Here is a 23,873-nt window from a genome sequence, read left to right on the forward strand (position 1 = left end):
CAACATGCCCAAAGTGTTCAGTTACGTCAGATTCTCAAGCGCCAAGCAATCATCGGGCGACAGCAAAGCGCGACAAATCAAATCAGCCAAGGCGTTTGCCGATGAACACGGGTACGAGCTGGCAGACCCGAAGGACTACCTGTTCTTCGACGCTGGCCGGTCGGCATACAAGGGCAAACATCTTGACGACACAGGTGAGCTGGCCCGTTTCCTTGCATTTGTGGAAGACGGAACTGTCCCTGCTGGGAGTATTCTGGTTATCGAATCGCTGGACCGGCTAAGTCGAGAGCGAGTACGCGACGCCCTGCCCCGCTTTCTTGACCTACTGGCAAAAGGGATCAATGTCTACACCAGCACGGACAGACGCCTCTACACCAGTGACTACAACGAGATAGACCTGATCGTCTCGATCATCACCATGAGCCGTGCCCACGAGGAGAGTGCCACCAAGGGGAGCCGGGTATCATCCGCCTGGCGGAACAAACACAAGGACGCTCGTGAGACAGGTAAACCGCTCGGCAAGCTAAGACCTTTATGGCTGGACGTTACACCGGACGGATATGCCCTGAACCCCGACCATGCAAAGGTTGTGCGACGGATCTTCGATCTATCTGCCAGGGGCTATGGGTCTCGCGTAATCGCTGCCACCCTCAACCAAGACGGCACTCCCACATTCTCGGCAGACCGGAAGAACTCCAGTGGCCTTTGGGGATTCAGCACCGTTCGGCACATCTTAGAAAGCCGCACGACCCTGGGCGAGTATCAGCCCCACATCTTTGTAGATGGTGTACGCACTCCAGACGGCGAACCTATCAAGGGCTATTTTCCGCCCGTGGTTACTGAGGAGCAGTTCTATCTGGCTGCTGCCGCCAGAGCCTCCCGTAGATTGCACAAGGTCACTAAGGTGACGAAGAACTTCAACGTGCTGGCCGGGATTTTCTTTTGCCAGAAATGCGGTGGGGCCATGCACCTACAAGGCTTCAAGGACCGGAAATACTTCAAATGCACCAACAAACAAAAAGGGATGTGTGACGCGGGCGTGATTGGCTCGGAACGCTCGGAGGCGGTGTTCCAAGAAGTTTTAGCCAAGATTGATAGTTTGTCCCTGGTACGCTCAAGCTCAGGAAGCCTGACCAAGAAGCTACAAGTGCTCGACGGGCGAGTTGAGGAACTGAGGACTAAGCAGGCCAGCGCGGAATCCTCACACGAAGAATTCCCCAGCAGGATCACCGCCAAGCTGTTGCAGCAAATCGAGACCGACCTAGAAACACTCAATGCGGAACGTGAGGCACTCGCCCAGAATCTCGCCACCGATCAAGTGGAGAGCAAGGCAGACTTCTTTGAAAGGCTCGACCTGACAAGCTACGAAGGGCGTGCAGCAGCAAACAATTTGGTTAAGCGGCTGGATGTCCGTGTCAATGTCACCAAGCTCGGACGATTGAACGAGATCTACTCAGTCAACCTGGGTGGCGCCCTCGCGTTTCTGATCTACCACCACGAAACCATACTCACCATCCGCTCGGTAGATACACACATCCTTGATAAGCAGGTGCTGCACGGTGAGATCACTCCACAGGAGCGGTTGCAGCTTGATCAGATCAAGGACATGGGCGAGTCCCAAGGGACCATGAAATTGGTACAGGCTCTATTTGACTGGGAGCACTCCGTGGAGAAAAAGAATCTCGCCAGCCTGGCTGAGTGAAGCCGTCAAACCACTCCAGCGTCTGTTAATCGTCAGCGCCGCTGACAGGTGATCACCTTTGACCGAAGGTCATGAATCACCTCAGAAGTGAGAACACTGCCTTCCGCCTGGATGTACCTCGATCCATACCCTGTATCCACAAAACCAGCCTTTGGATCTTGATCTTGATCTTGATCTTGATCTATTAGATTGGCAAGATTGATAGCTAGACGCTATCTAAGGATTCACTGGCGACGGAACGTCGAAGGCGGGATAACTTGAAAGCTCGCGCTTTCGGGCAAGTCAAAAGCAAGAGCGGAAGCTCTAATCTGTGGTGACGTATGGATGTATCCGGGGGCTGATCCAGATTAAGCGCTGGTGCTGATTGTGCTGAGGATCAAGTGCATTATACCAAAACGCCACTATCGTGTCAAGCGATATTTGTTGCAAAGACGATTGGAGTGTGGTAGCAGCTTTGCTTATAATATTGCAACGTTATATCTGAACTTGTATAAGCGCTTGTACCTCATTGATTTTACTGGATATTTCATGATCACCGAGAGGGCGTATATTTCTGGGGATCATGCCCCGCCGCTTGGAAAGGGGTGCAACTCGATGGGCGATTGAGGTTTCAGCCAGGAAAATAAGCTGGGCAGGCAGATAGTTGCGAGTGCTGCTTAACGAGGCGCCCTCTAAGGCCATCTAATTGAGAATGATTATTAAATAACCTCAAGCGCCCACACTCACTTAAAGCCTCTACAAGCCTCTACAAGGCGTGTACATACATAACAGCTACCAGTGTAGCAATGCATGTCACATGTAGCCTTATACGGCTCTACAGGAGCTTACATGGAGAATAAAGTCAGAATGACAGACTTAGTTTAGCCATCACTCGCTTAACCTGCATTGGAGACCACTCACCACCTCGGCTTGTGGGAACACCCTTCTCGCTCAAGCACTGGGCAACCTGGGGCAGAGTCCTGGCGCCCTTACGAATGCACAGATCGATAGGATCTCGCACCGTATCAAGCCAGGTAGTAACACGCTGCTGAACAGCTTCACCGGCCTTTGCACGGTTGGTGGGTGTACGCCCCCTGGCTAAAGTCTCTGAGCGGCGAGCCACCTTCGCTACACTCTCAGCACAACCACTATCAGCTCGGTCCTGTAGAGCCTTGAGAGCGTCCTTTGTACGACTGGCGATGAACGAGCGCTCCTGCTCGGCCAGGGCTGCAAACAGGTGAAGCTGGAAGTTATCAGCGAGCGGCATGGTAGCCACTTTCAGTGATGTACGTTTCATCAGGTCAGCAATATGACCAACATCCCGGCCAATCCTATCGAGCTTTGCCACCAGCAGCGGCAAGCCATGAGCCAGAGCTTTCTTGCACTCAGGCCGATCCTGAGGGGTGACTGTACCGCTAACGGTTTCAGTGTACTCAGCGACGATTTCCCAGCCTTGCTGACGGGCAGCGGAATGGACGTAATCCACCTGAGCCTCAAGACCAAGACCACTTTTCTCCTGAGCCCCTGTCGAGACCCGGTAGTACGCCACAACTCTCATTTTCAGCCCTCAATCATGTGCAGGGCTGAATCATAACACTTCTAGTACGTTCGTTGTAGAGATGTTATGACCCTTTCTGACGAAGGTATTTGATGGCGTTTGTGATGCTCTCGGCGTTCTGGTCAAGGGTTCGCAATGCGCCCATGACATTGGCATGGACCCCCGGTTCGCCGCGTGAGCGTGCCCAAAGCGATATTTCCTCAACAGCAGCGCCCAAGGCGTTCTGGTTCATCTGTAGCAGCTCCAACGTATCGGCGATTACTTCACTTGAATCTGACATGGCGGCCCTCCTTGATGGCGTGGTGCAGGGATCGTAGCTCGCCCAGAATCTGGACGGTCCTGGGTGCTGCCGTTCTGTGAAAAAACGGTGATTCCGACTCAGAACTGCCGTTCTGGCGTGGAAACCTCAATTTAAACGCAGCCAGCGGAAACTGCTTAGTCGATCTCGCCTACAGGCCACGGAAACACTGGGCTACAGACGTGCTACAACTCTCACACTTAGATGGAGCGCTCACAGCGACCACAGGAATTGGGTGGGTTTAGCCCAGGTTGTTTGACAGTTTCGTTGAGGGTTTCACGAAAACCGAGCAAGGCTCTTAATTAACGCGTCGTAAGGATCAGAATAAAGATACGTCTTGCTAATCGGCTCCAAGTTGCCACACTGGATAACAAAAGAAGTCTCCTTAATCCTAGCGTGGTATATAGCCTCGTAAATTTCCTTTACAGCAGTGATCTGGGCACCTTCTGCGTCGCCACCCTTGAAAGCCTTAGTCTTAGCGCTACTGACATCAGGGCAGTCCTTCCAGCCGTGCCCTTCCAAATATTCGTCGAAGAGGTCGCGGTGTTCTGTAGTTGTGTTCTGTTTCAGGTCGAACGAAAGCAGCACGTTAGTGTTCATGGCATTACTCGGCAAGTGGTTGAGACATGAACATATACCTACTCAGAACACCTATGCAAATTTATTTTTAGTGGTGCCAGCCACTATAATCGTTATTAACGGTCTTCTTGCGATTATTAACGACAGCAAGACCGTTAGTTACGGAACAACCACCGTTAGTTACGGTGAATATATACGCATAATAATTATCCCAGAGACATTCCCTTGCTAAGTTTCAATCCCATGGCAAGGGGTCCGCTTCATACGCCACCGTATGCGCCTGTAGCGCTGGCGGGGTATGACACCACGGCGCCAGCATGGATAATCATGCCCACTACCAAGGAGAGCAGGCGAATGACTAGACTGAGCGGGTGGCAAAGGCTGTGGATTGTGGTGGCAGTAATCCTACTTGCCGCGATCACCCTGGGCGGGGCGAATTCCTACCCTAGCCAATCCGAAGTCAAAGACAAGTATCAGGCACGCCTCAAGTTTTGGGGCGACTGTAGCTTCTACTACCAAGGTCACAAGCTAGCGCCGGTAACGCCACCATCACCCTGCCTAGATTTGAAAAAAGATGATGTGGTGCTGGCCTACAGGAAGACGGCATTCGAATATAACGATGAATTGGAGCGATTACCTACCAGGCGCCTGGGTTGGGCTGGGGCCATTCTAGGTATATGGGCCATCACCAACCTCGTCATTTTCATCGTGTTTACCACTACGAGGTGGGTGATCCGGGGCTTCCGCCCCAAAGTTGCATAACCAACTACAGTTTAAGCTGCGAACAACCGGAGGGTTCAGATGCACGGAGAAGGATGGAGAAGGCTGTGGGAGCTGGTGAAGTGGTTAACATCCATAGCCGCTGGGCTCTACACAGCATTCACGCTCTTTGAGGCTGCCCCGCAAGTTGAAGCCGATAAAGCTACTAACCTGTTCGTTGGGGTTTTACTCGTAAGCGGGGTTATAGGAGGAGCAACAGGTCTGTTCCTACACGCTATAGAATGGGTGTACCGGGGCTTTCGCCCTTTACCTACCGCTCCCACGGAAGCGGATCAACCACCACCGCCAGGTGAGCCCGAGGCATCACCGGAACCACGTCTAGCACTGGGTCATCAAGAGACTCAGCAAAGCCCATCAGCGTCGCCAGCATCCTTGCGGGAGCCTGTGCAACGGGAGTGACTGATGGTGCTGTTTGCTTGGATGGAACGTTAAACACGATGGGCGCGTAAGCGGGGATGCGTTCACCGTGATCTACGACACTCGTGTGGCGAGCAATGTATTCATCTAGGACGTTCTGGATGGCTTCAACAGGCTGGCCGTGTAACACGTCAAAGACTGCCCGCTGTTCCTGGGTGTTGAGATTGATCCGACTCAAGTGCTGCGATGTAAACGGGGCTACACGCTTCCGAAGTATGCCCACGACATTGGCTAGTTCTGGCCGGTATGTGGAGTGGCGCTCAAGCTCCAGCAGGAAAACGTCAGAGGCTGTGTACGTGATGGTCTTCACCACGAAAGACCCACTCCCCTCCTTGCCCTCCAGTTTTGCCTTGAGAGCTGTCAAAGCCTGAGGAGTCATGCTGTCGAGCTGGTCGAGGTACTGGCGTTGTTCTGGGTCTGTTGCGTCCATGTGATCATGTAGCCATGACGTTAGAGCGTGTCGGCGTGTGGTTTGAATCTTGGCAGTCTTCACCAACTCGGCAACTACATCAGGCCCAAGGAAGGCGATGATGCGTTCTACGGTTTGCTTACGTGGAGCGCCCTTCTCAACAGCGTGCTTGGATACCAGAGCGCTACGCTTGATGCTTAGCCCGCCACCATAGTGTTTTGCACCGTGGGCTCGGTTGAGGTGAGCGGGTGCCACTACGAGGTTTTGAGCGTGGTAGAGGCCGATGCAATCGTGACCCCTGGATGGACAGATGTGGCTGATTTCGAAGTCTCTTGTCTGTCCGTACTGATTGGCCTTGAGCTTGAGCAGATAGACGGCATGGAGGTCTACCAGTGATTGGACTGTGTGGCCGGTGAGAATTTGCAGGGTTCCCGCACGTTCGCATTCGAAGGCTACGTGGTACATGAAAGCGCTGTTTGTTGCTCGTTCAACACGATTAACATGGCGCTTCACTTTGGTGGCTTGCCGTTGACAGGCGGGAGTACAGAACACCTTAACGGTGCTGGTGGTACGGAATTGCTTACGGCATTGTTTGCATCTTGGGCGGCGTACTGCCTTAGTTGTTTTTTCCGGTGTTGCTGATTTCATTCATTGCTCCGTCACGGTTAGCATTCTTGGGATTGGTTGAAGTAAAGATGTGTCGGCAGCGTCCGCTGCAAAAGACTTGAAGTTTGGTAGAGGTGAACCGTGCCTTACAGGCGCGACATGTGCATGTCTTCATACTGAAAACTCCACGTAGGGAATGGCCGGATTACCATCCGGGTGAACTACTACCCAGCGCGGATAGCCCTGGGGGTTAGTTACTTCTTGGACAATGAAACGCTTGCGGGTTGTCCCGCACAGAGTCATGGCGGCTGTAAGCGCCGCCCCTGATGATGTGAACTCGTATGGCCTTGCCATGAGAGTGCTCTCCTGTTGGTTGGGTATGTTGTGTGCGTAGCACACGAATTTGAGTCACTAAAAATGGCTACAGCCCATATAGACCGTGGCTTGTAGGGGTAAGTAATCATGCGATTACTCTACTAGAGGCGTGGTTGTTTGTTAGTGACGCTCTGGCAGTGGCAACCTGTGATCACCCAAGACGGTTATCCAGCAAAGCCCTTCGGGCATGCCCATCATTACGCAAGACCAAACTGTGTCGGCCACGCCGGGAAACTGCTGGGCGACTTTCTCACCATAAACAGCCCCAACATATTGAATTGCGGCGGCGTGGTAATCCGCCTGAATAGCAATATCTTCATATCTCATTGGCCTTCTCCAAATATTTCTCGTGTATGTCCATGAAGTTGCCGCGCCACTTCAAGTTCTGCAAACTTCCTTGAGCGGGTTAAGTCTTCCTGCTGCCAATCAAGCCAGTTATTCCGCAGGCTATTTGCCTGATGTTCAATGTAGTCTCGTAGCTGGGCAGAGAGTTTGCTTTCTCGCTGAATGGCGTAGTCTGTTAGTTGTTCTGCAACCTGAATGTACATTCGCTCATTACGGACAACTCCGAATGATGTAACACCGACATTCAACAGAACTACAACAATGGTTGTTATGAGTAATCGTTTCATCAGTTTATAAGGATCAGGCACAGAGCCTCCTTGATCTATCTGATTATGAAAGGGGGGAAAGCCTGGAGTTAGCAGGCTTGTTATATCAATGCACTTCTTTAGGCTGGAACTCAGACAACACCTTGTGAACTTCCTCACGGACGTTCTGGCGAGACTTCTGGTCAATCAGATCCGCCAACCCTTCCGTACTCGTTCCAGTCGGAACACTAATATTGTTCACCACGCTAACCTGAGGAGATGCAATGTTATTGTTAATGACACTGCTTGTAGTTGGCGCCGTGGTTGTCGGATTAGCTTGCTGAGCAGCTCGATCCGAAGCACTTCGATATACAGAATCAGCAGTCATTGGTTTCGGTAGTGTTTGAATGGTCTGAACACCAGACAAATACTTTTCCAGCCCGGCGGCTGTTTGAGGGACATCCTCACTACCGCCATAGCGATCGGCTGTCTGGTCACGAGCCTGTTGATTAGTTTGCGTCTTCGCGTCGCTTGGTTCGGCCTTGATTAGTCCGGCTGCTTTCAATACGGCAATCAACCGATTAATCATCGAATCAATCAAACTGGCAACGTCACCAACCACTGTAACGATACTCGTCAACCCAGTTAGAACCGCTGAGAAAATATCAGCACCAGAAGTGTCACCAAAGATGCGTTTCCATACACCGTCCAATGTCTCAAACAGATGGGACATATCACCACCCAAGTCAGACCATGCAGCCTTGAAAGTCTTCATAACAGCAGGATCAAAGAACTTTTCCATGAAACGACTATCTGTTGAACTTAAAGCATGGACAAACTCTGTAAATGTGTCCATTGCACGAGTGATGAGATCCAATGTACTTGCAGCCATAGACCCAAACTTGTCAAATGCTGGACCCATTGCATCCAATAAAGCCAACTTTGCAGTGGTATATTGAGCGACAGACTTATTTAGTTTTCCATCATCAGCGTCCCACGCATGTTGCAAGAGTGCATCAACATGGTTCTGAGTGCGATTCTTACGACTCTCCTGGGTGTTAATTGCGACATCAAGAGCGCCACCGTCATTGGCGTGTTGTTGTAGAATCTTGCCCAGGTTCTCAAAGAAGGCAGTAAGCCGTGTTCCTACAATCAACTTGTTCTGACGATCATCGCTAAACTCTCGCATGGCTTTATCGCCAGTGGCGTGACCACCCTTAGCTCTTTGCCAAGCCTCAGCACCAAACAAATTGGCATTAGCGCCCATGTGTTCGGCGATTTGGCCAGTCCACTCTTCGGCATATAACTGATTCTTGCCAAGTGCCTGTAAGATGCCGCGTGTCATGTTACCGATTTCAACGGATGACATGCCCTGAGCTTTGCCATAGCTCAAGATTCCGCCTGTTGTAGCCTCAGCTCGATCAATACCAACTTTCTTGGCGAGACTCCCGGTAACTTTCGCGTAGTCGCGTCCGTTGTCTCCAACTGAAATACCCAACTTGTCTGCCAAGTCACGGAAGTGTTGATCAGCTCTTTGAGCGCCAACATCGCTGCCAGTCATGGATCTCAGTTGCGCCATGCGCAGGTCACGGACGTTAGCTGATCGTTCAGCAGCTCCAGCGAATGCAACGCTTGCAGCGGCAACGGCTACAGCGAGAGCGCCCAGGGCCATCGTTGCCCCACCAGCAGCTCCAGCAAGGCCAGAGAACGCGGTCAATCCTTCAAAGCCAGCCATGCCGCCAGTCATGGACGCCGCCCTACCCGCAAAACTGCCTAGCCCACGCACACCACCGGAGACAGCTCCCCCCAGGTGCGGAAGGCGCGATCCAGACATGCCACCACCGCTGAACTGAGCACGCTGTGCGGCTCGCTCAGTGCGTGCCTGAGCCTTCTGGCGCTGTCCCTTGGCCCAAGCCTCAGCACGTCCGATTGCAGTCCTAGAACGTGCCTCAGCGGCTGCTGTCATGGCTTGTTGGCGTACCATCTTCTGAGCATGTAGCTCGGCACGCATATTGTGCTGTTGGGCAGCTTTATTAGTTTGAGCGTTGAGCTTCCCATGTTGCTCAACTAACTTGCCTCTTGCCAGGGCTTGACGAGTTTGGAGCGTTGATTGCCGAACTTGCTCACCAGCTAATTGAGTCTTTGCTTTCTCAGTGGCGAGGGTAAACTTGGACATTTGCATCTGGGCCTGGAACTGCTGTTTCGTCATTGCTTGCGTAGCTTTCCATTGCTTTGCAGCCTGCCCCTGGTTAATCCCGAGCTTTAGGTTCAACTGCTCTTGGAGCTTGTTAGCCTGAGAGCCCACCTGTTTCATTTGGCGAGACACTCGTTGCAGGTACTGCTGGAACTTCTCAAGCCCACCCGTGTTAACCCTGAAGTCTAAAACCCCAACGAGCCTAGCAATGGTTTGTTCAGACATTCCGCTCATGACTTAACAGCCTCAGCGATGCTTGCCAATGCACTTGCAAGAGCCCCCATCACCGCAACATATTCATCTGACTGCATGAAACGATCCACACGCTTAATGGCGGTGAAAGCTGTCTTAGATAGCATTGCCTCGGCAACTTCCATCATCAATGGCGTTAAATCGACTTCCTTTAGGAGCGTTTCAACTTCATCAGACCGAGATGTTTCTGATAGCGCGGCGATAACAGCATCACGTGTAAAGCTCTTGAAGAATGCGAGCTGAGCAGGCGTTAGTTTAAATTGCTTATCAATCATTGGCTACCTCCAAACGAGTGTCGAATCAATGTTGGCGAGTAGCCCTCAAGCAAGTTATCCAGGGTGGAGCTAAACACAGAAGAGCCGATACCCTCGTAAAGCACCTCACCCATATTGAATAGTTTCAAGCGATTATTGCTCAGCAAGAACAGCTTTACATGAGCGATCACAGGGCGACTTCCAGCGATTGCGATAACGTGCGATCCATCCGAACAGTTAAACCAAGCCAGCTTGTAGACTTGTTCGCCATATACGCGCCTTACTGTGGCTTTGAAGTTGCCAAGGACGTGTTGAATGTCAATGGCACTATCTGATTTGATTCTAAAGATGATGCGACGTGGAGCGGGTTCTGCAAGTTTGACGATACGCGCCGTCAATGGAGCGGGTGTTTCAAGTTTATCCATTAATCATCTTCCTCTGAAATCATAAATACCCAGGAACCAATCGGGATACCGTATTGAGCAACGGGCAGCATGTAACTACGCGCCATTAACTCTGGGAACGCTCGATTAAACTTTGTGACAGCAGCAAAGATTACGCTCTCGTTGTAGTCACTTGCCGACATAACAACCTTCATACCTGTAGCCTTCTCCAATGCTTCTGGAGACACTTTAATGTCTGGGACATTCGATAATGAGGATGTGGCCTTTGCAATTGCTGCAAGAGCCCCTGAGGGCTCTGTTAGTCTTGGATCATTGGGAGCGTATCGGCGTAGCAAGAGCCTTGTAAGGGAGTCCATTAAGAGCGCTTCCCTTTAGCTGGTGGAACTTCTACAGACTCGGCTGGTTGATAAGCCGCACGAACTTCTGCCTCAATGTCTGCACGACGCTTAGCGGCTGCTTCTGCAAGTTCGCGCTCTTGACGGCGAGCCTCAATAGAGAGTTGGGCTTGCACTTCCGACTCTATGAAAGCTGCGTTATGCTCTTCGATCTCTTTGGCGTACCGGGTTGTTACATCAGCGGCAATCTTGTCCAATGCTAGCTTCTGAACCTGAGTAGGCCGGTGCGTGTACAACTCGAACTGTGGATTACCATGATAGTCCAAACCAACCTGCACAAGTCCAAGCGGGTGGAGTGTGTTTCCAAGGGCGATTGCCTCAAAGTACACGGGAAGTACTTCAAAGGCGCTTGGCACAGGAAACGTTTCAACGCCGCCGTCAACGTATTTACCGATTGGGCGCCCGGATACAGGGTCAATTTCAGCGAAGTGGTCAATCCCGCTCTTCCGGTCTTTGTAAAGTGTTTGAGCGGCTTCGATTCTTGCTTTTAGTTCTTGCTGGTCTACTTGTTTAAGCATTGTGTGTTTCTCCTGGGATTTGTGTTGGTTGATCTGAATGGATGATTTCGAGCATTTCTGGGGTAAGTTCGTTTGCTACAAGAGCATGTAACTCTTCATAGGATTTATCAGCGACGTTCTGAAACTCTACGGATAGAATCCCAATACGTACTGTTTTCGTGCTGGCGCGCTTTGCTCGCCCGTGTAGAGTCCTGCAACTGGCGCTGCAATAAACTCCGTGACTACGCTTTGAGTTGAATAGCTTGTTACAGTGCAAGCACGGCTTTTTGATTATGATTGACACAGGGGTACAACTCCTTTCGATGAAGGTGGTTAGATAGTTGTTGCTTTAAGTTTCGTTATTGAATGAAAGGCAAAGAAAAAGGCGAGAGTTTTAAGGTTCTCGCCTTTAAGATGTAGCTGATGCTTGTTTTCGGTTGTTGCTGAATTAGTTGTCCATTCCCTCAGTCAAGGACTGTGACCAACCGGGTGATAAATCCGGTCTAACAGTTTTCGGCCGTCGCACTGCTGAGCGCCAGGAACCGTTTTCACGTGGCCGGGCTGAAACTCTAACGAGTCTCAGGAGAATTTTGGAGGCGATGCGGGGAGAAGAGGGTCAGACAGAAACCTTTCTGCCTCTACACTCTTATTATAAGCCCTACATCACGATTTGTCAATCACGGAATTGAAATAAAAGCAAGCATTATCTATTTTTTATGACGAAAGGAAGAGCGGGCGGCGACGTGTCCCACCCTCTTGAGCTACACCTACCGTAAACTCGGTATCCGAGAGACTATGTTGTGGTGCATCTGAGCCCACCAATGGAGCCACGCACACTAGTAGTGTTTTGTTGTACAACTTCAAGAAGTGTTGCTCCAGCTACCTCTAACCACCTCACAGGGATCGCGCCATGCTCCGCACTTACAGCTTGTTGCTGGCGTTGACCCTTGGCTTGAGCGGCTGCGCCTCATGGTTCGAGGACGACGCCCCACCGCCCCACGTCGCCCTGGTGAAGGTCGAAGTGGTGCGGGCCAAGTTGCTCGAACAGAAGTTCAAGCTGTATTTCCGCGTGGATAACCGCGACGACGCCGACCTCACGGTGCGCGGCCTGATCTACAAGGTCACCCTGGGTCGCATGCTGCTGACCGAAGGCGAATCCAACGAATGGCTCACCGTGCCGCCGCGTGGTCACGCCTTTTTCAAGATCTCGGTACGCACCAACCTCTGGCCGCAGATCCGTGACGTCGTGCAGATGCTGAAAAACCCCGACCGGCCCGTGCCTTATCGGCTGGAAGGCGAGCTGAAAACCGGATTATTCATCGGTAATGACGTGCGCGTGGACCACAATGGCGAGATAATCCCCGGCGATTTTATTCCGGAGCGACATCGATGACTCAGCAACCCCATGTCCATGGTCCTGACTGCAACCACGATCACGATCACCATGATCACGACCACGGCCATGTCCACGGCCCGAACTGCGGCCACGCTCACCAGGAGCCGGTGCGCAACGCCCTGAAAGACGTTGGCCGCAACGATCCATGCCCGTGCGGCAGCGAGAAGAAATTCAAGAAGTGCCACGGCGCTTGAAACCTGGCTACTGAAAATAAGCTTTAGCTCCTGCTTGCGTCGTTTCACCGCGCTCACTAACGTAGCGCCTTTACTGACGCTACCCCCCGCAGGAGCTTTGCCATGGCCTCGCCAGCCCTTTCACATTTTCTTCCCCGGTTCGGCGTTGCCGCGGCAGTGGCCAGTGCATTAAGCCTGGCCGGTTGCCAGCTCCAGAGCACCCAGGACACCCTGCCACCCGTTACCGGCGTCCAGCCGATCAAGGGCCTCGCGCAGAATGTTTCGATACGCCGCAATGCCCAGGGCATGCCGCTGATTGAAAGCAATACCTTCCACGACGCACTGTTCAGCCTCGGCTATGTGCATGCCAGCGACCGCATCACGCAGATGGTCACGTTGCGCCTGCTGGCCCAGGGCCGTCTGGCGGAAATGTCCGGCCCCGAGGTGCTGGATGTCGACCGTTTCATGCGCGCGGTCAACCTGAAAAAAAGCGCCGGCGAGCTCTACAACGCCTCGTCGCCGCGCCTCAAGCGCTTCTTTGAAGTGTATGCCCGTGGCGTCAACGCCTACCTGTTCCGCTACCGCGACAAGCTGCCGCCGGACCTGGCCCAGACCGGCTACAAACCCGAGTACTGGAAGCCGGAAGATTCGGCGCTGTTGTTCTGCCTGCTGAATTTCAGCGAGTCGGCCAACCTGCAGGAAGAATTGTCATCGCTGGTGCTGGCGCAAAAGGTCGGTGTCGACAAACTCGCCTGGCTCACCCCAAGCGCGCCGGACGAGCCGATCCCCCTGGCCGAAGCCGACAAGCTCAAGGGCGTGAACCTGAGCCAGATCACCGGCCTGGCCGGGCTGGACACGGTCAGCCAGCAACTGAGCAGCCTCAACTCACTGGCGGTGACCACTTCGAGCAACTGGGCCATCGGCCCGCAACGCAGCCGCAGCGGCAAGAGCCTGCTGGCCAATGACCTCGCGGCCCAGCCGCAAGCCCCGTCGCCATGGAACTACGTGCAGATCCGCGCACCGAAATACCAGGCCGTCGGCGCCTCGATCGCCGGCCTGCCGACCCTGTTGTCCGGCTTCAACGGCAAAGTGGCGTGGAGCATGAGCACGGTCAAGGGCGACACCCAGGACCTGTTCCTGGAAAAGGTCAAACGCCAGGGCAGCGCGCTGTACTACGAGAACAACGGTAAATGGCTACCGGCCGCTGTGCGCAACGAGACCTTTTTCATCAAAGGCCAACGCTCGATACGTGAGGTGGTGTACGAAACCCGCCACGGCGCCCTGCTCAACAGCAGCCAGGCGCTGACCAGCGGGCTGGGCCTGGCCCTGCAAACGGCGAACTTCAAGGACGACAAGAGCCTTGATGCGTTCTTCGACCTGTCCCGCGCGCAAAATGCCGCCAAGGCCTCGGATGCGACCCGGGAAATCCGCGCCATCGCCTTGAACATGGTGTTCGCCGACGCCAGCAACATCGGCTGGCAGGTTACCGGGCGCTTCCCCAACCGCCGCGAAGGCGAGGGCCTGCTGCCCTCGCCGGGCTGGGATGCGCGCTTCGACTGGGACGGTTACGCCGACGCGATGCTGCACCCTTATGACCAGGACCCGGCCCAAGGCTGGATCGGCACCGCCAACCAGCGTACCGCGCCGCGCGGTTATGGCATGCAACTGTCCAACTCCTGGGACGCTCCGGAGCGCAGCGAGCGCCTGGCGCAATTGGCCAATGCCGGCAAGCATGACAGCCGCAGCATGATCGCCATGCAATACGACCAGACCACCACGTTCGCAGCCAAGCTCAAGAACATGTTCCAGGCGCCGGGCATGGCACAGCCGCTGAAACAGGCGATCGCTGCGCTGCCCGCGGCCGAACAGACCAAGGCCCGTGAAGCGTTGAATCGTCTGATGGCGTTTGACGGCCGCCTGACGCCGACGTCCGCCGACGCAGCGATGTATGAGCTGTTCCTGCAGGAAAGCAGCAAACAGATCTTCCTCGACGAACTCGGCCCGCAAAACAGCGCCAGCTGGAAAGCCTTTGTCAGCAACGCGAGCCTGTCCTACGCCGCCCAGGCCGACCACCTGCTGGGCCGTGAAGACAGCCCGTTCTGGGACGATGTCCGCACTGCGCAGAAAGAAGACAAGCCGACGATCCTCGCCCGCAGCCTGGCCGCCGCGATCACTGCCGGCGACAGCCAACTGGGTACCGATCACAAGGCCTGGCAGTGGGGCAAACTGCACAGCACCACCTGGAAGAACCGCAATGGCCAGGTGATCCGCGGCCCGCTGGCCAGCGGCGGCGACCACAACACCCTGAACCCGGCGCCGTACAACTGGGGACAGAGTTTCGACACCACCCAAGTGCCGGCACTGCGCATGATTGTCGACTTCGGCCAGGCAGAACCGATGACGGGCCAGGGCGGTATCGGCCAGTCCGGCAACCCGGTCAGCCCGAACTATGCCAATGGCATCGATCCGTCGCTCAAGGCGCAATACCTGAGCTTCCCAATGCAGCCGCAGAACTTTGACAAGGTGTATGGGAAAGCCAGGCTGACCCTCACGCCCGGCAAATAACCGTACCAACAGGTGGGAGCAGGCTTGCCTGCTCCCACATTTTTTAATCTGCGCTCGATCCAAAATAGTGCAGCCTATTTTTCATGCCCATTTTCGGGCACCTCCTATACTCATAGCTCCCTCTTCCCACCTTTTAAAACGATCATTCGGAGCTGCATTCGGAACTATGGTGCAGAAATTGCTACTTGTGATCCGTCTGACACCGTTCAGTAACAGTCCTAAACGCGCCACAAGCGCTTATCTTGGTTTCCAGGGATTACATAATGAAAAAAGCATTGCTGACCCTTTCTGCACTGGCTCTGTGCATGGCCGCTGGTTCCGCCTTGGCCAAGGAATACAAGGAATTGCGTTTTGGTGTCGATCCGTCCTACGCACCGTTCGAGTCCAAAGCCGCTGACGGCAGCCTGGTGGGCTTCGACATCGACCTGGGCAATGCGATCTGCGCCGAGCTGAAGGTCAAGTGCAAGTGGGTCGAAAGCGACTTCGACGGCATGATTCCAGGCCTCAAAGCCAACAAATTCGACGGTGTGATTTCGTCCATGACCGTCACCGAAGCCCGCATGAAGGCCATCGACTTCTCCAACGAACTGTTCTCCGGCCCGACTTCGCTGGTATTCAAGAAGGGTGCCGGCTACTCCACGCCTGAGTCGCTCAAGGGCAAAACCGTGGGCTACGAGCAAGGCACCATCCAGGAAGCCTACGCCAAGGCCGTGCTGGACAAGGCCGGCGTGACGACCAAGGCTTATGCCAACCAGGACCAGGTCTACGCTGACCTGACCTCCGGCCGTCTCGACGCGTCCGTGCAGGACATGCTGCAAGCCGAACTGGGCTTCCTGAAGTCGCCGGCCGGTGCCGGTTACGAAGTCAGCGCGGCCATCGACGACCCATTACTGCCGTCGAAAACCGCGGTCGGTATCAAAAAAGGTAACACTGAGCTGAAGGCCCTTTTGGATAAAGGTATCAAAGCGTTACACGATGATGGCACCTACGCCAGCATCCAGAAGAAACACTTTGGCGATCTGAACCTGTACAGCGGCAAATAATGCCTGGGGCGCCCCTTCCCGCGAGGGGCGCTGTTTTATCGCCATAGGTCCTGATTTATGTTCGAAGAACTGTTGCAAACCCTCGGGCTGAGCGCGTTCAGTTTGAAGGGTTTCGGCCCGCTGTTGCTGCAAGGCACCTGGATGACCATCAAGTTGTCGGTGCTGTCCCTGGCCGTCAGCGTGTTGCTGGGCCTGCTCGGCGCCAGCGCCAAACTGTCCAGCCTGCCGTTCCTGCGCATTCCCGCCCAGCTCTACACCACGCTGATTCGTGGCGTGCCCGACCTGGTGCTGATGCTGCTGATTTTCTACAGCCTGCAAACCTGGCTGACCGGTCTTACCGACTTCATGGAATGGGAATACATCGAAATCGACCCATTCAGCGCCGGGGTGATCACCCTGGGCTTTATTTACGGTGCGTACTTCACCGAAACCTTTCGCGGCGCGATCCTCGCGGTGCCCCGTGGCCAACTGGAAGCTGCCACGGCTTACGGCCTCAAGCGCGGGCAGCGGTTTCGCTACGTGACCTTCCCGCAAATGATGCGCTTTGCCCTGCCGGGCATCGGCAACAACTGGATGGTGATGCTCAAGGCCACCGCACTGGTGTCGATCATCGGCCTCGCGGATCTGGTCAAGGCCGCGCAGGACGCCGGCAAGAGCACCTATCAGCTGTTTTACTTCCTGGTGATCGCCGCACTGATCTACCTGCTGATCACCAGTGCGTCCAACTTTGTCCTGCGCCGTCTTGAACGTCGCTATTCGGCAGGCTCGCGGGAGGCCGTGCGATGATCGAACTCTTGCAGGAATACTGGCGCCCATTCCTTTACAGCGACGGCCAGCACATCACCGGCCTGGCCATGACCATGTGGTTGCTCAGCGCCTCGCTGGTGATCGGCTTCCTGGTGTCGATTCCGCTGTCCATCGCCCGGGTGTCGCGCAATCCCTTGGTGCGCTGGCCGGTGCAGTTCTACACCTACCTGTTTCGCGGCACGCCGCTCTATATCCAACTGCTGATCTGTTACACCGGCATCTACAGCATCGCCGCCGTGCGCGCCCAACCGGTGCTGGATGCGTTCTTTCGCGATGCGATGAACTGCACAGTCCTGGCGTTTGCCCTCAACACCTGCGCCTACACCACCGAGATTTTCGCCGGGGCGATCCGCAGCATGGCCCACGGCGAAGTCGAAGCGGCCAAAGCCTATGGCCTCAGCGGCTGGAAGCTGTACGCCTATGTCATCATGCCGTCGGCCCTGCGCCGTTCATTGCCGTACTACAGCAACGAAGTGATTTTGATGCTGCACTCGACGACAGTGGCGTTTACCGCGACCATCCCGGACATTCTCAAAGTGGCCCGGGACGCCAACTCGGCCACGTTCCTCACCTTTCAATCGTTCGGCATCGCTGCGCTGATCTACCTGACCGTGACCTTTGCCCTGGTCGGTCTGTTTCGTCTGGCGGAGCGCCGCTGGCTGGCCTTCCTCGGGCCGAGCCACTAAGGAGCCTTCATGCGTCATCAGGTTCATGAACTGATCGCGCCCGTGCCTGGCACGGCACGGCAGATTCACAGTTTCCACTTCGGCCCGGAACTGGCCGAACGCAAGGTCTACATCCAGTCGTCACTGCATGCCGATGAATTGCCGGGCATGCTGGTGGCCTGGCACCTCAAGGCGCGCCTGGCGCAACTGGCCGCCGCCGGGCGCTTGCGCAGCGAGATCGTGCTGGTGCCGATCGCCAACCCGGCGGGCCTCGAACAAGTGTTGATGGACATCCCGCTGGGCCGCTATGAGCTGGAAAGCGGGCAGAACTTCAATCGCCTGTTTGTCGACCTCAGTGAAGAGGTGAGCGATCGGGTCAAGGATTTGCTCGGGGATGATCCCCAGCGCAACGTCGAATTGATCCGCACGGCACTGTCCACCGCGCTGGCCGCACAAACCGCCGCGACGCAGTTGCAGTCCCAGCGCCTGGTGCTACAACGCCTGGCTTGCGATGCCGACATGGTGCTCGACCTGCATTGCGATTTCGAAGCCGTGGCGCACCTGTACACCACGCCCGAGGCCTGGCCGCAGGTGGAGCCGTTGGCGCGCTATATCGGCTCGGAGGCCAACTTGCTGGCCACCGATTCCGGCGGGCAATCTTTCGATGAGTGCTTCAGCCTGGTGTGGTGGCAATTGCAGCAACGCTTCGGCGAGCGCTTCCCGATCCCCATGGGCAGCTTTTCGGTAACCGTCGAGCTGCGCGGCCAGGGTGACGTCAACCACGGCCTGGCCGGCCTCGACTGCCAGGCGATCATCGACTACCTGATTCACTTCGGCGCGATTGCCGGCGACGTGGCACCGCTGCCCGCCCTGCCCTACCCGGCCACCCCGCTGGCGGGAGTCGAACCGGTGGCGACGCCGGTCGGCGGCCTGCTGGTGTTCAGTGCCTTGCCCGGCGAGTACCTCGAAGCCGGGCAACTGATCGCCGAAATCATCGACCCCATTACTGACCGCGTAACGCCTGTGCATTGTCAAAACGCCGGCCTGCTTTACGCCCGTTCGCTACGGCGCATGGCCACTGCGGGGATGGTCATCGGCCATGTCGCAGGTTCAGAGGCCTACCGCAGCGGCTACCTACTTTCGCCTTGAGGATGCACGCCCCATGTACAAACTGACCGTTGAAGGCCTGCATAAAAGCTATGGCGACAATGAAGTGCTCAAAGGCGTCTCGCTCAAGGCCAAGACCGGTGACGTGATCAGCCTGATCGGCGCCAGCGGCTCGGGCAAGAGCACCTTCCTGCGCTGCATCAACTTTCTGGAAACCCCCAACGACGGCGCGATGACCCTCGATGACAAGCCGATCCGCATGGTCAGCGACCGCCACGGCATGCGCGTGGCCGACGATGCCGAGCTGCAGCGCCTGCGCACACGCCTGGCGATGGTGTTCCAGCACTTCAACCTGTGGAGCCACATGAGCGTGCTGGAAAACATCACCATGGCCCCGCGCCGGGTGCTGGGCTGCAGTAAGAAAGACGCCGAAGAGCGTGCCCGTCGCTACCTGGACAAAGTCGGACTGCCGGCCCGCGTGGCCGATCAATACCCGGCATTTCTCTCCGGCGGCCAGCAGCAACGCGTGGCCATCGCCCGCGCCCTGGCGATGGAACCGGAAGTGATGCTGTTCGACGAACCCACCTCGGCCCTCGACCCGGAGCTGGTGGGCGAAGTGCTGAAGGTGATCCAGGGCCTGGCCGAGGAAGGCCGCACCATGATCATGGTGACCCACGAGATGAGCTTTGCGCGCAAGGTGTCGAGCCAGGTGCTGTTCCTGCACAAGGGCCTGGTGGAAGAGCAAGGCACGCCGGAGGATGTGCTGGGCAACCCGAAGAGTGAGCGCCTGCAACAGTTCCTGAGTGGCAATCTGAAGTAAGCCTTCGCTGATCTTCCCGCACGCCCCTGCGCCGCCTAAGCGCTCTGAGAGCCCGCCCAGCCGGCCCATGCGCTTGAGCGCGGCAATCCACGATAAGCGCGCAGGCGGCCCGCTGCCCGCGTTTTGGGGCTTTGCTGGGGATACTGAGTGCAACACGGCAGATATTTGTGATCGGCCGCCAGGAGAGATGGCCAGCCCGCGGAAGGACTGACCACATTCCAATCTGCAGGCATCAGGCCATCGGCGCGGGTGGCGGCTCGTCCGGAAGGGTCGGTTCGCCAGGTTCGTCGGGTTCGGTAGGGTACGGGGAATCGGGCTCAGGTTGACCGGGGATACCACCCGCATAAGCAGGGTCGGCCATCAGGGACCAGGCCAGAACACCAATCTGGTTGGGTTCAAGCCGGGCGAGTTCGGCGCTGATTCGCGGGTCGAGTTTCATAAGGTACTCCTCAAGCGTGGCTCGGCGCGCATTGCACGCACCGAAGCAGTACACCCAATAGAGTCACTTTCCGCAGACTAATTCCCTTTACGCGTAGGAGCTTTCGATCAAGCGCGTGGCAAGGTGACGCCGCGCTGGCCCTGGTACTTGCCAGCACGGTCCTTGTAGGACACTTCACAGGCCTCATCGGACTGCAGGAACAGCATCTGCGCCACGCCTTCGTTGGCGTAGATCTTCGCTGGCAGGGTGGTGGTGTTGGAGAACTCCAGGGTGACGTGACCTTCCCACTCAGGCTCAAGCGGCGTCACGTTGACGATGATGCCGCAGCGCGCGTAAGTGCTTTTACCCAGACAGATGGTCAGCACGTCGCGGGGAATACGGAAGAACTCCACGGTGCGCGCCAGGGCGAAGGAGTTGGGCGGGATGATGCACACGTCGCTCTTGACGTCGACGAAGCTCTTTTCGTCGAAGTTCTTCGGATCGACGATCGCCGAGTTGATATTGGTGAACACCTTGAACTCATCGGCACAACGCACGTCGTAGCCGTAGCTGGAAACACCATACGAAATCACGCGATCGGCGTCGTCACCACGGATCTGGCGCTCAACGAACGGTTCGATCATGCCGTGCTCTTGCGCCATGCGGCGAATCCACTTGTCCGATTTGATGCTCATGGCGGGTGTCCTGATAGCGAGGTGGAAAAATTCTGTTGGGCATCTTACCGGGGCAGGCGTTGGGGTTCAAAGGGCGTGGGGCTTTTGTTGACGAATGTGTTGATCAATGCCCGCCTTGTACAAGCCGCGCCCATTGGGGCCGGGACCCGAATCGGCGTGCGCGACGGACGTAAATACCACCGCCAGTCACGAAATTAGAGAAACCTTCGGAAATACCATTGGCACGTTCCGGAAAAAGGGTTAAGGTGGCGCCACTGTGCTGCTTGTGTCACTGAGAATCTCTACACGATATGTTGAATTTCGATCCAACCATCTCCAAGAATTTTTCCTGCTCTTTGCACTCAGTCTCGGCCAGGGCTTTTCCTGAGTCGCAGTTAACTTTGTCCAAGGAGATACACCATGTCTAATCGCCAAACTGGTACCGTTAAGTGGTTCAACGATGAAAAAGGCTTCGGCTTCATCACTCCACAATCCGGTGACGACCTGTTCGTTCACTTCAAAGCTATCCAATCCGACGGCTTCAAAAGCCTGAAAGAAGGCCAACAGGTTTCTTTCATCGCTACCCGCGGTCAGAAAGGCATGCAAGCTGAAGAAGTTCAAGTTATCTAACTTGTACTGACTCAGTCGAAAGAACCCCGCCCTTAAAAGCGGGGTTTTTTTATGCCTTGGATTTGGGCATGCATGAGCGCAAAAAATATGGGAGGGGGCTTACTCCCGATGGCGGTGGGTCAGTCAATACATCCAGTGACTGATCCACTGCCATCGGGAGCAAGCTCCCTCCCACATTCAGACTGCGTCGTTACTGAAACAACGACTCGCTCGACAAGCCGTTCTTCTCCAGGATCTCACGCAAGCGCTTGAGCCCTTCTACCTGGATCTGCCGCACCCGCTCACGGGTCAAGCCGATCTCCAGGCCTACATCCTCCAGGGTGCTGCTCTCATGACCGCGCAGGCCGAAGCGGCGAATCACCACCTCGCGCTGCTTGTCCGTAAGCTCCGACAACCACTGGTCAATGCTTTGGGAAAGATCATCGTCCTGCAACAGCTCGCAAGGGTCTGTCGGGCGATCATCCGTCAGGGTGTCCAGCAGGGTTTTGTCCGAATCCGGGCCCAGCGAGACGTCGACCGAAGACACGCGCTCGTTAAGACCGAGCATGCGCTTGACCTCGCCCACCGGTTTTTCCAGCAGGTTGGCGATTTCTTCAGGAGAGGGTTCATGATCGAGTTTTTGTGTCAGCTCACGCGCCGCCCGCAGGTAGACGTTGAGCTCCTTGACCACATGGATCGGCAACCGGATCGTGCGGGTTTGATTCATGATCGCCCGTTCGATGGTCTGACGAATCCACCAGGTGGCATAAGTCGAGAAGCGGAAGCCGCGTTCGGGGTCGAACTTCTCCACCGCCCGGATCAAGCCCAGGTTGCCCTCCTCGATCAGGTCCAACAGTGACAGCCCGCGATTGACGTAGCGTCGGGCGATTTTCACCACCAGGCGCAGGTTGCTTTCAATCATGCGCTTGCGCCCAGCCGGATCGCCCTTTTGCGACAAGCGCGCAAAATGGACTTCTTCTTCGGGAGTCAGCAGAGGGGAAAAGCCGATTTCATTGAGGTACAGCTGGGTCGCATCGAGCGCCCGCGTGTAGTCAATGTACTTATGTTGCTTTAACGCAGTGGAGTTCTTGGATTTGGTGCGAACTGAAGGTACAGCCATTCCCTCATTCGACATCGATTCCATAGCGATGCCGGTCTCCGTAAGGAGAACCTCATCGTCGATGTCAAACTCCGGCGCTTCTTTACTGAGAGCCATTGTTATAGTCCTTTGGTGAGTTCGACCTCAAGCTCAAGCGACGCCTTTATCCTTGGCAACGCTAGAGCCTGTTCCTTCTACGTGAGGGAACAGGCTGGCAACACATCAACGACGGGGTAGGAATTGCAGAGGATCTACAGGTTTCCCTTGGCGGCGAATCTCAAAGTGCAGTTTCACCCGGTCTGTACCAGTTGACCCCATTTCGGCAATTGTCTGTCCGACTTTGACCTGCTGCCCCTCCCGAACCAACAGCCTACGGTTGTGGCCGTAAGCACTGACGTAGGTATCGCTGTGTTTGATGATGACCAGCTCGCCGTAGCCCCGCAAACCACTCCCGGCGTACACCACTGTCCCATCAGATGCAGCTAAAACAGGCTGTCCCAAATCCCCGGCGATATCAATGCCTTTATTCAAACTACCGTTTGAAGAGAATTTTCCAATCAATACGCCGTTCGACGGCCATCCCCAGCCGGTCGGCGCAGGCCCCGCAGGCGGCAGCGGCGCGGCTGCCGGTTTGCTCGCAACCGCAGGCGCGGCGCTGCCTGCAGGCCGCGTGATGATCGTGGTTTTGCTCGAGGACGAGGGCGAAGATGTGGTGTTTGTCACCACTGATGTCGGTGTTGAACCGGTGCGCCCATCGAAGCGAATCGTCTGACCCGGATGTATCGTGTAGGGCACCGGAATATTGTTGCGTGCGGCGAGCGCCTTGTAGTCCCAGCCATAGCGGAAGGCAATCGAAAACAGCGTATCGCCCTTGCGCACCACATACTGCCCCGTGGTCACGGTCGGCTTCTGCGGCGCGGCATTCGTGCGATCAACCACCCTCGCGCCCCCGGAAGGCGTGCTCGAACAAGCCGCCAATAAGGAACTCAAGACAAGGCCAAGCACCAGTCGCTGAAAGCTTGTTTTACTCATACGCTGCGCAAGACCTGTGAGACTCACCCGCCGCTCCCTTTGTGGTGGCTGAACATGAATGCCTGTATCAGGCTTGAAATATGTCGTAAGTATAACTGGGCATTGGCTTTTTACTGGCACACGACTGAAACGAAAGATTCATCGCGTTTAAAACCAACGACCGATCATGTTGACTC

26 protein-coding genes are annotated in these 23,873 nt (G+C 55.5%); 11 read left to right on the forward strand and 15 right to left on the reverse strand.

The annotated features are described in order from the left end of the window. The first annotated feature begins 4 nt into the window (after nt 1–4). Complete coding sequence (locus INT12_RS04395; protein WP_193039409.1) at nt 5–1,702, forward strand: recombinase family protein; 1,698 nt, start codon at nt 5–7, stop codon at nt 1,700–1,702. Nucleotides 1,703–2,543: 841 nt separating this feature from the next. Here the strand turns inward: INT12_RS04395 and INT12_RS04400 are convergent. From INT12_RS04400 to INT12_RS04410, 3 genes are all read right to left on the reverse strand, one after another. Beyond that, a complete protein-coding gene (locus INT12_RS04400; protein ID WP_193039408.1) occupies nt 2,544–3,239 on the reverse strand; it encodes a recombinase family protein in 696 nt (231 codons plus the stop codon). A 64-nt stretch (nt 3,240–3,303) separates the two neighbouring features. After that, complete coding sequence (locus INT12_RS04405) at nt 3,304–3,519, reverse strand: hypothetical protein (protein WP_193039407.1); 216 nt, start codon at nt 3,517–3,519, stop codon at nt 3,304–3,306. 294 nt (nt 3,520–3,813) lie between these two features. Beyond that, a complete protein-coding gene (locus INT12_RS04410; RefSeq protein WP_193039406.1) occupies nt 3,814–4,137 on the reverse strand; it encodes a hypothetical protein in 324 nt (107 codons plus the stop codon). A gap of 333 nt (nt 4,138–4,470) precedes the next feature. On the opposite strand from INT12_RS04410, the gene INT12_RS04415 reads away from it, so the two are divergent. Beyond that, the gene (locus INT12_RS04415) at nt 4,471–4,878 is read left to right on the forward strand and encodes a hypothetical protein (RefSeq protein ID WP_193039405.1); all 408 of its coding nucleotides are present in this window, start codon (nt 4,471–4,473) and stop codon (nt 4,876–4,878) included. Between the two features lie 268 nt (nt 4,879–5,146). Here INT12_RS04415 and INT12_RS04420 read toward each other — a convergent pair whose 3' ends face one another. The 8 genes from INT12_RS04420 to INT12_RS04455 all read right to left on the reverse strand — a co-directional run bounded on the left by INT12_RS04420 (nt 5,147) and on the right by INT12_RS04455 (nt 11,310). Continuing rightward, the gene (locus tag INT12_RS04420) at nt 5,147–6,370 is read right to left on the reverse strand and encodes a hypothetical protein (protein WP_193039404.1); all 1,224 of its coding nucleotides are present in this window, start codon (nt 6,368–6,370) and stop codon (nt 5,147–5,149) included. A 453-nt stretch (nt 6,371–6,823) separates the two neighbouring features. Beyond that, nucleotides 6,824–7,030 (reverse strand): hypothetical protein, encoded by a 207-nt coding sequence (locus INT12_RS04425; protein WP_193039403.1) that lies wholly within the window; start codon nt 7,028–7,030, stop codon nt 6,824–6,826. Continuing rightward, nucleotides 7,027–7,356 carry a hypothetical protein gene (locus INT12_RS04430; protein WP_193039402.1) on the reverse strand — a complete coding sequence of 110 codons (330 nt, stop codon included), beginning with the start codon at nt 7,354–7,356 and terminating at the stop codon, nt 7,027–7,029. The genes INT12_RS04425 and INT12_RS04430 overlap by 4 nt, the downstream gene beginning before the upstream one ends. Nucleotides 7,357–7,420: 64 nt before the next feature. After that, nucleotides 7,421–9,712, reverse strand: a complete 2,292-nt coding sequence (locus INT12_RS04435; RefSeq protein ID WP_193039401.1) for a hypothetical protein — start codon at nt 9,710–9,712, stop codon at nt 7,421–7,423. A 5-nt stretch (nt 9,713–9,717) separates the two neighbouring features. After that, nucleotides 9,718–10,014, reverse strand: coding sequence for a hypothetical protein (locus INT12_RS04440; protein ID WP_193039400.1), 297 nt, complete (start codon nt 10,012–10,014; stop codon nt 9,718–9,720). Next, the gene (locus INT12_RS04445; protein ID WP_193039399.1) at nt 10,011–10,418 is read right to left on the reverse strand and encodes a hypothetical protein; all 408 of its coding nucleotides are present in this window, start codon (nt 10,416–10,418) and stop codon (nt 10,011–10,013) included. Before INT12_RS04445 ends, INT12_RS04440 begins: the two co-directional genes overlap by 4 nt. Further along, nucleotides 10,418–10,753: a hypothetical protein gene (locus INT12_RS04450; protein ID WP_193039398.1), complete on the reverse strand. Its 336-nt coding sequence runs from the start codon at nt 10,751–10,753 to the stop codon at nt 10,418–10,420. Before INT12_RS04450 ends, INT12_RS04445 begins: the two co-directional genes overlap by 1 nt. Further along, nucleotides 10,753–11,310 (reverse strand): hypothetical protein, encoded by a 558-nt coding sequence (locus tag INT12_RS04455; RefSeq protein WP_193039397.1) that lies wholly within the window; start codon nt 11,308–11,310, stop codon nt 10,753–10,755. Before INT12_RS04455 ends, INT12_RS04450 begins: the two co-directional genes overlap by 1 nt. A gap of 889 nt (nt 11,311–12,199) precedes the next feature. On the opposite strand from INT12_RS04455, the gene INT12_RS04460 reads away from it, so the two are divergent. The 8 genes from INT12_RS04460 to INT12_RS04495 all read left to right on the forward strand — a co-directional run bounded on the left by INT12_RS04460 (nt 12,200) and on the right by INT12_RS04495 (nt 19,865). Next, nucleotides 12,200–12,682, forward strand: a complete 483-nt coding sequence (locus INT12_RS04460) for an LEA type 2 family protein (protein WP_017844776.1) — start codon at nt 12,200–12,202, stop codon at nt 12,680–12,682. Continuing rightward, nucleotides 12,679–12,879: an SEC-C metal-binding domain-containing protein gene (locus INT12_RS04465; protein ID WP_003189235.1), complete on the forward strand. Its 201-nt coding sequence runs from the start codon at nt 12,679–12,681 to the stop codon at nt 12,877–12,879. Before INT12_RS04460 ends, INT12_RS04465 begins: the two co-directional genes overlap by 4 nt. Before the next feature lie 102 nt (nt 12,880–12,981). Next, nucleotides 12,982–15,423, forward strand: coding sequence for a penicillin acylase family protein (locus tag INT12_RS04470; protein WP_193039396.1), 2,442 nt, complete (start codon nt 12,982–12,984; stop codon nt 15,421–15,423). Nucleotides 15,424–15,686: 263 nt separating this feature from the next. Continuing rightward, nucleotides 15,687–16,466, forward strand: a complete 780-nt coding sequence (locus INT12_RS04475) for a transporter substrate-binding domain-containing protein (RefSeq protein WP_046384451.1) — start codon at nt 15,687–15,689, stop codon at nt 16,464–16,466. Nucleotides 16,467–16,523: 57 nt separating this feature from the next. After that, on the forward strand, nt 16,524–17,252 hold the full coding sequence (locus tag INT12_RS04480) for an ABC transporter permease (RefSeq protein ID WP_046384452.1): 729 nt from the start codon (nt 16,524–16,526) through the stop codon (nt 17,250–17,252). Next, entirely contained in the window at nt 17,249–17,959 is a 711-nt protein-coding gene (locus INT12_RS04485) for an ABC transporter permease (RefSeq protein WP_017844772.1), read from the forward strand. Before INT12_RS04480 ends, INT12_RS04485 begins: the two co-directional genes overlap by 4 nt. Nucleotides 17,960–17,968: 9 nt before the next feature. Beyond that, the gene (locus INT12_RS04490; protein ID WP_126585671.1) at nt 17,969–19,087 is read left to right on the forward strand and encodes a succinylglutamate desuccinylase/aspartoacylase family protein; all 1,119 of its coding nucleotides are present in this window, start codon (nt 17,969–17,971) and stop codon (nt 19,085–19,087) included. A 13-nt stretch (nt 19,088–19,100) separates the two neighbouring features. Then, nucleotides 19,101–19,865 carry an ABC transporter ATP-binding protein gene (locus INT12_RS04495; protein WP_046384454.1) on the forward strand — a complete coding sequence of 255 codons (765 nt, stop codon included), beginning with the start codon at nt 19,101–19,103 and terminating at the stop codon, nt 19,863–19,865. A 232-nt stretch (nt 19,866–20,097) separates the two neighbouring features. On the opposite strand, the gene INT12_RS04500 is transcribed toward INT12_RS04495, so the two are convergent. Together INT12_RS04500 and dcd are read right to left on the reverse strand one after the other, a co-directional pair. Next, entirely contained in the window at nt 20,098–20,304 is a 207-nt protein-coding gene (locus INT12_RS04500) for a hypothetical protein (protein ID WP_017844769.1), read from the reverse strand. Between the two features lie 107 nt (nt 20,305–20,411). Next, nucleotides 20,412–20,978: a dCTP deaminase gene (gene dcd, locus INT12_RS04505; RefSeq protein WP_017844768.1), complete on the reverse strand. Its 567-nt coding sequence runs from the start codon at nt 20,976–20,978 to the stop codon at nt 20,412–20,414. 399 nt (nt 20,979–21,377) lie between these two features. Here dcd and INT12_RS04510 point away from each other — a divergent pair, with 399 nt between their 5' ends. After that, nucleotides 21,378–21,587 carry a cold-shock protein gene (locus INT12_RS04510; RefSeq protein WP_002554837.1) on the forward strand — a complete coding sequence of 70 codons (210 nt, stop codon included), beginning with the start codon at nt 21,378–21,380 and terminating at the stop codon, nt 21,585–21,587. A 190-nt stretch (nt 21,588–21,777) separates the two neighbouring features. On the opposite strand, the gene rpoS is transcribed toward INT12_RS04510, so the two are convergent. Further along, nucleotides 21,778–22,782 carry an RNA polymerase sigma factor RpoS gene (gene rpoS, locus INT12_RS04515; RefSeq protein ID WP_017844767.1) on the reverse strand — a complete coding sequence of 335 codons (1,005 nt, stop codon included), beginning with the start codon at nt 22,780–22,782 and terminating at the stop codon, nt 21,778–21,780. A gap of 105 nt (nt 22,783–22,887) precedes the next feature. Continuing rightward, entirely contained in the window at nt 22,888–23,724 is an 837-nt protein-coding gene (locus INT12_RS04520) for a peptidoglycan DD-metalloendopeptidase family protein (protein ID WP_026139769.1), read from the reverse strand. Nucleotides 23,725–23,873: the final 149 nt, after the last annotated feature.

It is taken from the genome of Pseudomonas sp. K8, from assembly GCF_014889455.1.
Taxonomy (GTDB): Bacteria; Pseudomonadota; Gammaproteobacteria; order Pseudomonadales; family Pseudomonadaceae; genus Aquipseudomonas; species Aquipseudomonas veronii.